The sequence below is a fragment of the Adlercreutzia wanghongyangiae genome, from assembly GCF_035989245.1.
Taxonomy (GTDB): domain Bacteria; phylum Actinomycetota; class Coriobacteriia; order Coriobacteriales; family Eggerthellaceae; genus Adlercreutzia; species Adlercreutzia wanghongyangiae.
The window spans coordinates 125,426-139,656 of the sequence record NZ_JAYMFF010000015.1 but is presented as its reverse complement, the minus strand read 5'-3'; the positions used below and the strand labels follow the sequence as shown (position 1 = coordinate 139,656).

At 67.1% G+C, this 14,231-nt stretch carries 7 protein-coding genes; 2 read left to right on the top strand and 5 right to left on the bottom strand.

The window, feature by feature from the left end; genetic code table 11:
- Window positions 1–348: 348 nt before the first annotated feature.
- The 4 genes from VIN30_RS08605 to VIN30_RS08590 form a co-directional block, all read right to left on the bottom strand.
- Window positions 349–4,680 (bottom strand): hypothetical protein, encoded by a 4,332-nt coding sequence (locus VIN30_RS08605; RefSeq protein ID WP_338210841.1) that lies wholly within the window; start codon window positions 4,678–4,680, stop codon window positions 349–351.
- A gap of 160 nt (window positions 4,681–4,840) precedes the next feature.
- Window positions 4,841–4,975: a hypothetical protein gene (locus VIN30_RS08600; protein WP_338210839.1), complete on the bottom strand. Its 135-nt coding sequence runs from the start codon at window positions 4,973–4,975 to the stop codon at window positions 4,841–4,843.
- 160 nt (window positions 4,976–5,135) lie between these two features.
- Entirely contained in the window at window positions 5,136–5,819 is a 684-nt protein-coding gene (locus tag VIN30_RS08595) for a DUF3800 domain-containing protein (RefSeq protein WP_338210837.1), read from the bottom strand.
- A 402-nt stretch (window positions 5,820–6,221) separates the two neighbouring features.
- Window positions 6,222–10,898 carry a hypothetical protein gene (locus tag VIN30_RS08590; protein ID WP_338210835.1) on the bottom strand — a complete coding sequence of 1,559 codons (4,677 nt, stop codon included), beginning with the start codon at window positions 10,896–10,898 and terminating at the stop codon, window positions 6,222–6,224.
- A gap of 570 nt (window positions 10,899–11,468) precedes the next feature.
- On the opposite strand from VIN30_RS08590, the gene VIN30_RS08585 reads away from it, so the two are divergent.
- A complete protein-coding gene (locus tag VIN30_RS08585) occupies window positions 11,469–12,446 on the top strand; it encodes a virulence RhuM family protein/type II toxin-antitoxin system death-on-curing family toxin (RefSeq protein ID WP_338210833.1) in 978 nt (325 codons plus the stop codon).
- 5 nt (window positions 12,447–12,451) lie between these two features.
- Here VIN30_RS08585 and VIN30_RS08580 read toward each other — a convergent pair whose 3' ends face one another.
- A complete protein-coding gene (locus tag VIN30_RS08580; protein ID WP_338210831.1) occupies window positions 12,452–12,850 on the bottom strand; it encodes an RrF2 family transcriptional regulator in 399 nt (132 codons plus the stop codon).
- A 152-nt stretch (window positions 12,851–13,002) separates the two neighbouring features.
- Between VIN30_RS08580 and nifS the strand changes: the two genes are divergently transcribed.
- Window positions 13,003–14,229, top strand: coding sequence for a cysteine desulfurase NifS (nifS, locus tag VIN30_RS08575; RefSeq protein WP_338210829.1), 1,227 nt, complete (start codon window positions 13,003–13,005; stop codon window positions 14,227–14,229).
- The last annotated feature ends 2 nt before the right edge of the window (window positions 14,230–14,231 follow it).

Below are 14,231 nucleotides of genomic sequence, written 5' to 3'. Positions count from 1 at the left end.
TTTCTCGCGTTTACGGAAGGGAAGGGCGAGGGATTCCTCCCCCAAAAAAACTCCAGCATCGCCCCGTAGGGGCGGGCTTCAGCCCGCCCGCCCAGCCTGGCGCTCGCAGCGCCCCGTGGGGAAGGGGCTCTGCCTCTTCCGGCGGGGCGGCTGAAGCCGCCCCCTACGAAGACCGGGCTAGATGCGCCCACGACAACCCGCAGCGCCCACGCCCCCGTAGGGGCGGGCTTCAGCCCGCCCGCAACCCGCAGCGCCCACGCCCCCGTAGGGGCGGGCTTCAGCCCGCCCGCAACCGGAACGCACCCGCGACCGGGGCCTACCCGCAACTCGAACCTGCCCCGCCAGGCCCTACCGCGCGCGGCGCCGGCGGGCCGCCAGGGCGAGCGCCGCGGCGGCCAGGGCCCCGGCGAGGGCGACGCCGGCGAGGGCGGCCAGGGCGTCGCCGGTCTGGGCGAGCTTGTGGGCGATGGTGGTGCGCCGCTTGTCGCCGGGCAGGTCGCCGGGCAGCACCCCGCCCAGCTTGTCCACGCCCGGCGGGTAGGCCGGGTCGGAGACGACCTTGCCGCGGCCCTCCTCCCAGCTGCCCCAGCCGCCCGGCGGGTCGAAGGGCGCGCCGGGCTCCGGGCGCTCGCCGTCGGGGTCCCACGCGCTCGGCGGCGTGCCGTAGCCGACGGCCACGTTGCCGATGTCGGCCCCTATGGCGGCCTCGGTCACCAGCGCGTCGAACCGCAGGACGGCGGCCTGCCCGCCGTGCAGGTGCCCCACGGCCACCGCCAGCACGCGGCTCTCCGGGTCGTAGACCTCGTCGCCCACGGCGGCCTCGGAGCCGTCCGGCAGCGTCAGGCGGATGGTGCCGCCCACGGGCTCCAGCCCCTTCGGCACGTCGTCGCGGACGACCGCGTCCATCCAGCTCGTGCCCGCGCCCTCGTTGCGCAGGGCGATCTCGTAGCGCACGGTGTCGCCCACGTGCGTGGTGCCGTCGCTCCGCGACGTGTTCTCGGCCGTCTTGGCGATGGCCACGTCGCCCTCCTCCGGGTCGTCGCCCACGATGGGGGGCGGCGAGATGGGATCGCTCTCCGCCGCGGGGCCGTCGCCCGGGGCCGGTGGCGTCGCGGGGCTGCCCGGATCGGCGCCCGGCTTGGAGGGATCGCGCCCGGGGTCGTTCGAGGGCGGCGTGCCGTGGGCAAAGGCCACGTTGGCCGCGTCTCCACCCACGGCATCTGCCGTCACCTCGCACTCGAAGGAGAGCGTCCACGCCTGGCCGCCCCACAGGTGCCCCACGGCCACGGCGATGGTGCGGCTGCCCACGTCGTAGGCGGCGTCGGGCACGGCCGCGGTCTGCTCGTCCGGCGCGCCGAGGGGGCCGGTGAGCCTCAGGGTGCCCGGCACGGGCTCGATGCCCGCCGGCAGCGGGTCGGACAGGACGGCGTCCCAAAGCGCGCTGTTCGCCGGTCCGTCGTTTCGCAGCGTCACCGTGTAGCGCAGCCGGTCGTCGATTTTGGTGACCGCGCTGTCGGGGCGCGTCAAGTTCTCCACGGACTTGGTGACGCCCACGTCGCCCGCGCCCGGGTCGGCCGGAACCGCGGCCTGTCCGCCGGGCGGCGTGGCGGGCGGGGTGTCGGGGGGCTCCACCGGGCCCACGTCGGGGCCGTCCGGGTCGTCGGGGTTCGGGCGCTTGCCGGTGGCCGAGGCGACGTTTGCCAGGTCAACCGAGGCCGGGTCGGAGAAGTCGAGGTCCTCCCGCACCGTGCACTCGAAGGCGAGCACTGTTTTCCCCCCGCCGCCGAGGTCGCCGACGGGCGCCTCCAGCACGCACCGCCCGTCGGCCCCGGCCGCCGCGAGGGCGTACTGGCCCACGACGGGCGCGGTTCCCGGCGCGGCCGCCGTCAGGGCGCGCTGCGCCCCGTCCGCCCCGGTGAGCGTCACGGACGACGCGACCAGCTGCAGGCACGCGGGCAGCGGGTCGGTCAGAACCACGCCGGTCCACAGCGACCCGGCGGCCGCGTTCGACGCCGTGATCGTGTAGCGGATGCGGTCGCCGGGCTGGGTGGGCCCGTCCGGGTGCGTCAGGTTCTCGGCCCTCTTGGCCAGCGTCGGCGCGGGCGCCACGCTGGCGTCGGGCCGCACCGCCACCTCGCTTCCGGGCACGTTGCCCGTGGCGGGGTCGGCGCTCTCCAGGTAGTTCTTCGACGGCAGGTAGCGGGCGGACACCCGGTGGGTCTCGCCGGCCGCCATGAGATCGCCCACGGCGAACGACCACGACACGACGGTGTGCTCACGGCCGTCGGCATCCCGCTCCACCCGTGCGTTCGCCGGCAGCACCGTCCCGTCGGGTGCCGTCGAGGGCGAGAGGCGTATCTCCACGGCATCGCCCACGGGCTCGCCGTCCACGTACAGCTGCACCTTGCCCTCGGGCGCCTTGCAGGTGGGGGCGGTGGGGGTGCCGTCGTCGAAGACGCCGCTCGTCACGTCGGCCTCCACCTTCAGCATCTTGGACGGGTCGGACGGGTCGGCGGCATCTGCGCCGTCGGACCACGCCGCCTTCACGGACGCCACCTTCGAGGGCGAGGGCTTGATCTCGCACCAGCCGGTGGCGCGGTGCCCCCAGTAGCTGTCCTTGAAGCCGGCGGTGTCCGACCACTGCGACGAGTCCATGGTGAACTTCACCACCCCCACGTCGGCGGGCATCGCCGTGAGCGGCTTGCCGTCGGCGTCGGCGGACACCTCCGGGCCGGTGGGGCTGCCGCCGCGCTTGTCGTAGGGCTGGTACTTGTACGTCACCTTGGTCGGGTCGGTCAGCTGCTTGCCGTCGCTCACGCGGTTGCCGTCGGCGTCTGTCACCAACCCGGTCAGCGGGGGCTTCTGCGCCGCCAGGTCGAAGGTCTCGAACCCGATTCCGTCGTAGTGCTTGGTCAGCGACGCGAGGTAGGAGGCGGGCAGCTCGAAGTCGATGTAGCGCTTCAGCACGTCGCCGCTCTGATCGGTGCTGGGATCGCGGAACAGGGGCTCGATCTTCTGCTCGGCGCCGTTCTTGTCTATGTAGGACAGTTCGACGGCGATCTCCTTCTGGATGGCGCTCTTCGGCAGCCACAGGTACAGCTTGCCCTCGTCGAAGGTGGTGGGCGCCCCGTAGGCGTAGGGCTGCCCGCCCACGGTGAGGCTCCAGGTTTTAATGACATCGTTCAGATCGTCGCCGGTGATGCCCGCCTCGGCGTTGCGCTTCTCGATCTCGGAGGTTAGGTTCACGGTCACCTTGAACACCTTGTTCGGATCGTCGGGGTCGCTGGGATCGTACCCGTTGGCCAGGCACGCGTCGTTTCCCCATGCCGTGCCGCCGATGCCGTTGAACTTGTAGGTGTCGTTGCCGTTGGAGTCTGTTCCGGTTTTCGTGCAGTTTACCGAGCCTCCGGTGATTATCAGATGGCCGCCCTTCAATCCCAGGTCGAACTGGTAGGACTCCGAGATGGAGGTGTCGGGGAGGAGCGTTCCCCCTGTCACCCGGATGATATGGCCATTGTTGGAACTGCTGCATCCGTCGCCGAAGGCGTTGCCGTGGTTGGGTGCTTTCGGTGCAATAAACCCTCCGTTGATGTTGATGTCTCCTCCCGTGACAAAGGCAAGGAAGGTGCCCGCGTCGGCGGTATCAGGCGTGTGGAAGGCGTCGGGCCACAGTGTGCCGTTGTTTCGCGTGGTCAGATAATAGGTGCCGCTACCGATGGCGGCGCCGTGGCACTGTGCTTCGGCGTATACGCTGCCAGCGTTGAAGGTGAGTCCCGTAATGCCTCCGCAATTGCCTCCGCCAATGCCAGCGGCCTGGTAGTTTGCGCTTTCGCTGCTTCCCCAGGTCATTGTATGCTGATAGGCTCTGACGCAGATGTTACCGCCGTTGACGGTGAGGCGCCCCGCCGATTCCCGGTTCGTGCCCCCGATGCCGGCGGCATTGCAGCCACCCCATACTTCGAGGGTGCCGGGGTTGATGCTGTCGAGCTTGGAAATGGGGTCGCCGGCAAAGAGCTGGGTGCCGTCAGAGAGACTCTGTCGTCCGCCAATGACTCCGTTTACGGGTACGACTTCGCTCGCTTGGTCATGGACGTTACCACCTGGTTTGGTGGTATTGCGCACGGAGTCGTCAATGACGAGGACGGATGTCTCGCCCAGGCGGATTCCCGCTCCGTTGTTCCCAACGCCGTCGTGGGCTTTGAGGAGATTGCTGCTCCCGTCAGCCAGGGTGATATGGCAGCGGGTGGGATTAGCGGGATTGAGCCTGTCCTGGTTGGTGTTGGTCATGATATTAAAGGGCATGCGGTGAACGATGTGCACGCCCGCGAGCGTGATGTCTGCATGCACGGCGGGGTTTACCTGGATGCCCGTGGTGCCCGGCGCGTCCTTGCCGCAGCCGGCTGCGTCGGAGAAGGTGAGAGGGGCGGAGGTGAGTACTTCCACGACGTCCGATGCGCCGTAGTCGGCGCCGTTGTACTGCACAGCTCCCGACGTGTATACGAAATCGACCCCGTAGGTGCCGCCTTTTACGCGCAGGTCGCCGCAGGTAACCCACCCGTCCGCGTCGGGGGCCGGGTTCGCCAGGGGCGCGGCAGCTGGTGTTGATCGCTGTTCTCCGTCCGGTGAGGTGAGAGGGAGCTGGGCCTGGGCCAGGACGTTCGCCAGGACATCATTCGGCAACGACCCGTCAATGACGAGGGGCGAGGTGGCGGGGGATTCAGGAGAAGGGGAGGGAAGCGAAGCGTTCGCGAGCGACGCTACGGGGCCATGCGGACTCTCCGGAAGTGATCCGTCCTCGGCCGGGTCGGCCTCACCGGTGGCGGCAACGTCTGCTACCGGCTCAGAAAACTCGCTGGGGGGGGGTCTCAGCGCTCTGGCCCTCGGGCTGGGCGAGGGCCGCCGCGGGCATCGTGCCGCAGGCGAGCGCGGCCGCCAGGCCGAGGCTCAGAAGCGAGGCCGCTCGCTTCTCTCTCATGGGGTGCTCCTTCTCTCGCAGGCCGGACGCGCCCCCGCGGGCGCGAGACTTGTTGCCGACCTGTCAGCGTACCGTGGCCGAATATACCCCTTCGCCCCGCTTTCCGCAACCCTGAGTGGGTTAGTCGGAATGGGAAACTGCGCCTTCGCAAGCTCTGCGTCTACTGCCGCGCCTCGAAGGAGAGACGCTCGAGCTGTTTCAGGTGGTTCTTCTTCAGCTTCCTGCGGCTCTCGAAGAATATCTCCTCGGACCGGCTCAGCGGAAGGCGCCTCGACTCCTTCGCTTTCAGCAGTTCGAGCGTGCAAATGAGGTCGGCGCATTGGAAGAGTCGGTAGTCGCTGGGTTGGACGCGCCTTATCTCGACATCGAAGAATATCGCGCCGAAAACGGTGTTCACGATGTTCGTGACGATGGCCTGCCCGTTGTCGTAATAGGCGATCGCCCGGTCGAAAGAGGTGAAGTACCCCGTATGGGACTGGAAGAAGAGGGAGACTCCTCGGGCCAAGCGCGCTTTGAGTTGGAAGGGATCCGGGTACTGCCGCTTATCTATGGCGAAGGTCTTGTAGGAGATGCCGCATTTTCGCGCGAATCCGAACAGCAGGGCAAACAGCTTGCGGCGTCGCTCGAGTGGCGCGTCTCGGTACTCGTCCTCCTTGCGGACCATGGGGCCGGTGTGGAGGGCCCGCCTGGAGGATTCTCCCATACTCTGCAGCTGGGCGGCTAAGGCATCGACCTGGGTATTGATGCTGCTGCGCTGGTCGTGGAATACGAGGGTCAGGAGGTAAAAGTCGGAGTTGGGCCCGTAATCGCCCGATTCGTCTATGAAGATACTGAGTTCAGACATAGTCCCCCTGTGAAAATGAAAAGGCGGGGGACTTCCCCCGCCGCTGGTGGACCCGGGTTTTTCAACCAGTCCATTGGCCGCAATGGTAGCACGGAAGAGCGGCGGGGGGCAAGAGGATTGCGGACGACGGGATCCGTCCGTGTGAGGTGACGAGGTCGGAGGCGAAGGGGGTGACGGGGGAAGACCCGTAGGGGAGGGCTTCAGCCCGCCCGCACAGCCTACCGCTCGCAGCACCCGTAGGGAAGGGACTCTGCCCCTTCCGGCGGGGCGGCTGAAGCCGCCCCCTACGAAGGCCGGGCCCGATGAGCCCACGGCAACCCGCAGCGCCCACGCCCCCGTAGGGGCGGGCTTCAGCCCGCCCGCAACCGAGTCCCGGCTGCAATTGAGGCCCGCCGCCAGGCCCTACCGCGCGCGGCGCCGGCGGGCCGCCAGGGCCAGGGCCGCGGCGGCCAGGGCGCCGGCGAGGGCGATGCCGGCGAGGGCGGCCAGGGCGTCGCCGGTCTGGGCGAGCTTGTGGGCGATGGTGGTGCGCCGCCTGTCGCCCTCGTCGCCGGGCAGCACCCCGCCCAGCTTGTCCGCGCCCGGCGGGTAGGCCGGGTCGGAGACCACCTTGCCGCGGCCCTCCTCCCAGCTGTCCCAGCCGCCCGGCGGGTCGAAGGGCGCGCCGGGTTCCGGCCGCTCGGCGTCGGGGTCCCACGCGGAGGGCGGCGTGCCGTAGCCGACGGCCACGTTGCCGATGTCGGCGCCCACGGCGGCCTCGGTCACCAGCGCGTCGAACCGCAGGACGGCGGCCTGCCCGCCGTGCAGGTGCCCCACGGCCACCGCCAGCACGCGGCTCTCCGGGTCGTAGGCCTCGTCGCCCACGGCGGCCTCGGAGCCGTCCGGCAGCGTCAGGCGGATGGTGCCGCCCACGGGCTCGAGCCCCTCCGGCACGTCGTCGCGGATCACGGCGTCCATCCAGCTCGTGCCCGCCCCCTCGTTGCGCAGGGTTATCTCGTAGCGCACCGTGTCGCCCACGTGGGTGGTCCCGTCGCCGCGCGACGTGTTCTCGGCCGTCTTCCCGATGGCCACGTCGCCCTCCTGGGGGTCATCGCCCACGATGGCGGGCGGCGCGACCGGTGGCGTGGAGACGGCCGGCTCGTCGGCTGGCGGCTCGGCGGGATCGCCGGGATCGGGCGCCTCGGGGCGCGACCCGGGGTTATCGGAGGGAACCTTGCCGTGGCCCTCGGCGATATTCGCGTTGTCCGCGCCCAGGGCGGCCTCGCCCACCGCCACGTCGAACGTGAGCACCGCCTTCTGGCCGCCCCATAGGTCGCCGCAGGTCACGGCGATGGTGCGGCTGGCCGCGTCGTAGGCGGCATCGTCCACGGCGACGGGCTCGCCGCCGTCCACCGCCAGCCGGATGGTGCCCGCCACCGGCTCCATGCCCGCCGGCAGCGGGTCGGATACGACGGCGCCCATGAGGCAGCTGCCGGCCGCGCCCGCGTTCTCCAGCGTGACGGTGTAGCGCAGCACGTCTCCGAGGCGCGTCACCTCCGCGCCGGGCGCGGAGACGTTCTCCACGGCCTTCTCCATGCGCAGGCTCGGGTCGGCGGGCGCCACCGCGGAGCCCCCGGGAGGCGCGGCCGGGTCGGACGGGTCGGGGTTCTCGGGCAGCTTCGCATCCGGATCGTCGGGGTGGTCCGGGTCTGGCCGCGTTCCGGTGGCCGAGGCGACGTTCTCGAGGTCCACGGCGTTCTGATCGGAGAAGTCGAGCTCCTCGCGCACCGTGCACTCGAAGGTGAGCGTGGCTGCCCCTGCACCGTGCACCGATCCCGCCGGAGCCTCGAGCACGCGTCGCCCGTCGGCGCCCGGCGCGGAGAGCGAGTACTGGCCGACCTTCGGCGTCCCCGCTGTCTTCTCCAGCTTTCCCTCGAAGGGGGCCGAGGGGCTCGCCAGTCGCACCGATCTCTCGTCCAACTGCAGGCAGGCGGGCAGCGGGTCGGACAGCACCACGTCGTTCCAGCTCGAGCCCGCGGCCGCGTTCGACGCCGTCACGGTGTAGCGGATGCGGTCGCCGGGCTGCGTGGGTCCGTTCGGATGCGTCAGGTTCTCGGCCCTCTTCGACACCGAGGTCTCGGGCGTGATCTTGGAATCGGGCCTCACCGTGACGTCGTAGACCCACGTGCTGCCGGTGTAGGCCCCGTTGGGCTCCTGCTTGAACGTGAGCTCGCCTCGGCCCACCGCCGTGGGGTCCAGCACCAGGGTGTAGGTGCCGTCCTCGTCCCGCACGGGGTTGCCCGCGGCGTCCCGCGCGAAGTCGGCGGCGAACACGTTGCCCTTCGCGTCGGTCACGCTGATCGGCTCCGACGAGGGCGTCTTCACCTTCAGCAGCACGCGGCCCGGGTGCGGGTTGTCGTCGCTCGCCTCGCCCCAGGTGGTTACGATGGTGCCGCGGAACACCTTGTCGCCGGGCGTGCCCGGGTCGGCTCCCGGGTCGGCGGGCTGCCCCGGGTTCGTCACCACCTCCGGCGCGGGGGCTTCGGGATCCTTGCAGTCCGGATCCGGCTCGCCCGTCACCTCGGGGTTCGGGTCGATGGGGGAGATGGCCACCTCCACCCGTGGCACCGTCTCATCTGCATCGGGCGCGGCGCTCGCCAGGTAGTTCGCTGGCTGCCCCGCCGCGGCCTGGGCGGCCGAGGGCGGCAGGAACTGGAGCGATATCTCATGGCGCCCCTCCTGGCCCTGGGTGGGCACGAGGAAATCGGACGTGGAGGCTGCGCGCGCCAGGGAGAACCGGGCCGTCGATCCTCCCCGGCCGTTCTCCACTTCCTCAGCCGTCACGCGGGCATCGCCCGCGGGGATGGGGTTGCCCTCGGCGTCCAGATCGCCCGCGTACACGAGATCCACCGGCGAGCCCACGGGCTGTCCGTCCACGTAGATCTGCACGCGCCCGTGCGGGGCCCGGCAGGTGGCCTTGGTGGCCTCCGAGCCGGGGTTGCCGTCCACGGTTGGGGCGGCGCCTATGGTCGCGCTCACCTTGAGCACCTGGTCGGAGGGATGGGCTACACTTCCGAGCGCATTATCATCCACCCACTCGGCTACCAGATCGTGCACCTGCGAGGCGATGGGCCAGATCTCGCACCAGCCGGTGGCGCGGTGGCCCCAGTAGCTCTCCTTAAATCCCTCGGTAGCAGAGTACTGACGTGAAATCATAGTGAACTTCATCACGCCCGCATTGGTTGGCATACTATTGCCCGTGGATATCTCAGCCGTCAGCGGTTTGCCGTCGATGGCGTCATAGCGTTGGTACTTGTAGTCGCAGGCTTCGGGGTCGGTGAGCATATGGCTGGGGTCTTTCGGCGGTGCGATGGGGCTGGCCTTCAGGTCGTAGGACTGAAGTGGCTTTCCGTCGTAGTATTTTTTCAGTCCGGCCAGATAGGTCGGATCGAGCTCGAAGTCCTCGTATCGCTTCAGTTTGGTGCGGTTTGGGTCGTTCGGGTCGGCTGGGCTCGTTGGGTCGCGGAACAGGGTGTCGGGTTCGATGAGCGTCCCGTCTTCTTTTTTATAACCTAGGTCGATGGAGATGACTTTGCTTTGGGCTGATGCGGGCAACCATAGATATAGTTTTCCCTCGTGGAATTGGGCTGGCATTCCATAAGGGTAGGGCTCTCCGTCTATGCTCAGGTCCCACTTGGAAACCGCTTCGTTGCTCACACCATCAGCCGAGAGATCAACGGTGATCATGAACACTTTGTTTTCGTCGTCGGAATAATCGGTGCTTCCCCAGGCGGTTCCCCCGATACCCTGGAACTTGCTGCCGCCCATGCTGTACACCGATCCCCCCGAGATAACCACATGCCCTTCGTAGCCTCCGAGGTCGGCGAATCCGCCAGAGGGAATGAGGGTGCCCCCGGTTACCGTGATGGTGTGACCGGTGTTGTAGCCGGGACCCGCGTGGTAGCAGCCGCCGCCGAAGCCGTTGCCGTGCGCGCCGCCTTCGGATCGGATGAATCCTCCGTTTATGGTGATGTCACCGCCTACGGTGAGTCCCCATGACTTGCTGTAGATGAGGTCTGGCTGGTAGACGGCGTTGCCGCTGAAGCCATCGTAACATCCGCCGCCAACCCCTGCCCCGTGATTGCCTCCGACGATTTGGTAAGTGCCGCTGTTAAAGAGAAGGAGCGTGTCGGTGCCATTGCCGGCCGCCCCGCCCCCGATCCCTGCGCCGCAGTCGTCCGCGCCAGATGCGGGCACAACAGCCACAACGCCGCCGTTGAAGGTCATGCCGCCGCCAGATTCGCAGTTGTTTCCCCCGATGGCCGCGGCATCGCTGCCGCTGTTCCATACACGGAGAACTCCGGGGCTCTCGCTGTCCAGCGCTTGGTGCGCCTGCCCCCGAGTAAGGCGCTTGCCGCTCTGCAGCGTCACGTCTTTGCCGATAACGCCGCCAACGGGAATGACCTGCGCTCCCTGGGCGTCAACGTTGCGTTCGGCATCGTCAATAATGAGATCGGAGCCTTCTCCGCAATGGAGGGATGCGCAGATATTGGCGGTGCTGCGCAGCCGATTCGTCGAGTGATCTGCCAAAGTGAGGTGGAGCCTTGTGCGCGTGCGCACCTGCGCGCCGTCGTTTGCTTTGGTGCCAGTCTCTGTGTCGTATGCGTTCGTGATGATGTTCAGTGGCGTGTAATGCAGGATATTGACATTGTCGAAGGTAATATCTGCTTGATTCCCCTCGCGTATGACGATGCTCGTATGGGAGTAGCCGGTGAGATCGTCCTCGTTTGCTGTATTGAAGGTTGGCAAGCTGGAGAAAGTGAGGGGCTGGCCGGTGAGGACTTCCACGACATCGGTGACGGGCGTGCCGTTGATGGTGTAGTCGCTGCCATGGTACTGAAGCGTTCCTGCCGTGTACACGAAGTCGACCCCGTAGGTGCCGCCCTTTACGCGCAGGTCGCCGCAGGTAACCCACCCGTTCGCGTCGGGAGTCGGATTCGCCAGGGGCGCGGCAGCTGGCGTTGACCCCCGCTCTCCGTCCGGTGAGGTGAGAGGGAGCTGGGCTTGGGCTAGGACGTTCGCCAGGACATCATTCGACAACAACCCGCCAATGACGAGAGGCGAGGTGGCGGGGGATTCAGAAGAAGGGGAGGGAAACGAAGCGTTCGCGAGCGACGCTACGGGGCCATGCGGACTCTCCGGAAGGGATTCATCCTCGGCTGCGACAAGCTCGCCGGTGGCGGAAACGTCGGCTACCGGCTCAGAAAACGTGCTGGGGGGGGGTCTCTGTGATTTGACCTTCAGGCTCGGCGACGGCCACTGCGGGAACCATTCCGCAGGCGAGCACGGCTGCCAGGCCGAGGCGCAGAAGCGACCCCTGTCGCTTCTCTCTCATGTCGGGTCTCCTTCTCTCATGGACAAGAGTCTGCCCGAATATACCCCTTCACTCCGCTTTCCGCAACCCTGAGCGTTGCGGTCGGGGTTCCAAAAGCGGGGCGTGCAGCACGACAACGGAAATTAGCAAAAATCGGACTATTGCGACTATAGTCAGCGCGTTTCTTCCATGGTAGGCTCGGGTCAGCGCTCAATCTTGCAGCATGCCACTTCGCGATGAACCCACATCAGCCGAGCGTCTTCTGTCCCATATCTGACCAGGAAGGAGACCCCAGCATGTCCAGCACAGTTAGCACATCGAACATCGTCCTCTTTGAGTCCTCCGACGGGGAGGTGACGTTGGAGGTAACGGTGGATAACGCACGGGATGAGATTTGGCTCAACCGTTCGCAAATGGCGGTATTGTTCGACCGTGACATCAAGACCATAGGCAAGCATATTGCCAATGCCCTGAGGGAAGAGCTCGACGATTCGGCGAAAGCAGTTGTCGCAAAATTTGCGACAACTGCCGCTGACGGCAAGAAATACCGTACAAGCCATTACAACCTCGACGTCATCATCTCGGTCGGGTATCGAGTGAAGTCCCAGCGCGGCGTGGAGTTCCGCCGCTGGGCCACCGATGTCCTGCGGCGCTACATCATCGAGGGACGTGCCGAGAACGAGAAGCGCCTCGCCCAGCTGGCCCAGGTGATTTCGGTCATGGAGCGTCTGCCCCAGGAAATCGGCGCCGCCCAGATTCTGGAAATCGTGAAGAGCTACGCGCCGGCCCTCGACCTCTTGGACGACTATGACCACCAGCGTCTCGGCCGTCCGCGCGGATCCGAAGGCGTCTACGTGCTGTCCTACGACGAGTGCCGCGACCTCATCGGCAGCCTGCGCTTTGCTGGCGAAAGCGATATCTTCGGAGTGGAGAAGGATGACTCGTTCCGCAGCAGCATCGCGGCCATCTACCAGTCCTTCGGCGGCCAGGAACTGTATCCGTCGGTGCAGGAGAAGGCGGCGAATCTGCTGTACTTCGTGGTGAAGAACCATTCGTTCCACGACGGGAACAAGCGCATCGCCGCCAGTCTGTTCCTGTACTTCCTCGACCGCAACGGGCTTCTCTACGAGGGCAGTCGCAAACTCGTGGGCGATGACGCTCTCGTGGCCACGACCATCATGATCGCCGAATCGCGCCCCGATGAGAAGGAAGCCATGGTGAGCCTGGTCATGAACTTCCTCGCCCTCGGTCGCGAAGCGATGGACTCGCGATAGACCACCTACTCCACCATGTCGGCCAGGGTCTGCCCTTCCAGGTAGCTATTGATGGCGTCCTGCAGGCCGCCCCAGACCCGACGGCTCGGGCAGCCGTCGGCACGCTCGCAGGCCAGAAGGTCGCTCGTGCAGGTCATGAGCTCCAGACCGTCTTCCGATGCGCTCACCACATCGGCCAGGGTAATGTCGCGCGGCGCCCGCGCCAGCTGGTAGCCGCCCGCGTAGCCGCGGGTCACCGTAAGGAGGCCCGCGGCGGCCAGAGGCGCCACCACCTGTTCGAGGTATTTCTTGGAAAGCCCCTGGCGCTCGGCGATGTCCTTCAAAGGCGTGCAGCCCTCCTCGTAGCGGGCGGCCAGATCCAGCATGACGCGCATGCCGTAGCGGGTTTTCGTCGATATCTTCATGTCGTTACCATTCTCTTCTTGACTTTCCCATTTTGCAGTTTATATTAAAACCTAGCAAACTACTAGACTTAGATAGGGCGCCCGCGGAACTCTCGAAGGAGCGAGCGGCGCCGGCAGCCCCATCGCGAAGAGAGCGAGGAACCGTGAGCCCCATGAAGCAGATCTACCTGGACCATGCCTCCACTACGCCGATGCGCTCGGAGGTGGTGGAGGCCATGCTGCCGTACTTCACCGAGCAGTTCGGCAACCCGTCGTCCATCTATCCGCTCGGCCAGGACGCCTCCGATGCCGTGGCCGATGCCCGCGCGGTGCTCGCCGGCATCATCGGCGCCGCCCCGCGCGAGGTGTACTTCACGAGCGGCGGCACCGAGTCGGACAACTGGGCCATCAAGGGCTTCGCCCGGGCGAACGCCGCCAAGGGCCGCCATATCATCACGAGTGCCATCGAGCACCACGCTGTGCTGCACGCCTGCGAGGCCTTGGAAAAGGAGGGCTTTCAGGTGACGTACTTGCCGGTGGACGAACACGGTCTTGTGCGCCCCGAGGACTTCGCCGCGGCCATTCGACCCGACACCATTCTGGCTTCCATCATGTTCGCCAACAACGAGATCGGCACCATAGAGCCTATCGCTGAGCTTGCGGCCATCGCCCACGAGCACGGGGTGGTCTTCCATACCGACGCGGTGCAGGCCTTCGCCCACGAGCCCATCGATGTGAAGGCCATGGGCATCGACATGCTGTCGGCCTCGTCCCACAAGATCTACGGGCCCAAGGGCGTGGGGCTTTTGTACATCCGCAAGGGCGTGAAGGTGCAGAACTTCATCGACGGCGGCCAGCAGGAGCGCGGTCGGCGCGGATCGACTGAGAACGTGCCCGGCATCGTGGGCTTCGCGAAGGCGGCCGAGCTGGCCCAAGCCGATATGGGCCCCGAGCATGACCGCCAGCGCGAGCTGCGCGACCACGCCATCCGCCGCATCCTGGACGAGATTCCCTCCACCAAGCTGAACGGCAGCTGGGAGAGCCGCCTGGCCAACAACGTGAACTTCTCCTTCGAGTTCATCGAGGGCGAGGGCATGCTGCTGCAGCTGGCGGCCCGCGGCATCTGCGTGTCGTCGGGAAGCGCCTGTACGTCGGGCTCGCTGGATCCGAGCCATGTGCTTCTGGCCATCGGGCTGCCCCACGAGATCGCCCACGGCAGCCTGCGCATGACCCTCGGCCGCGACACCACGCGCGAGGACGTGGACTTCGCCATCGACTCGCTGAAGACGACCCTTGCGAACCTGCGCATGATGAGCCCTTTGTACGAGGACTTCCAGCAGGGGAAGGTGGCCTCGGTCATCGAGCAGCTGAAGGCCGACGGCTTCCCCTACGCGAACTAGAT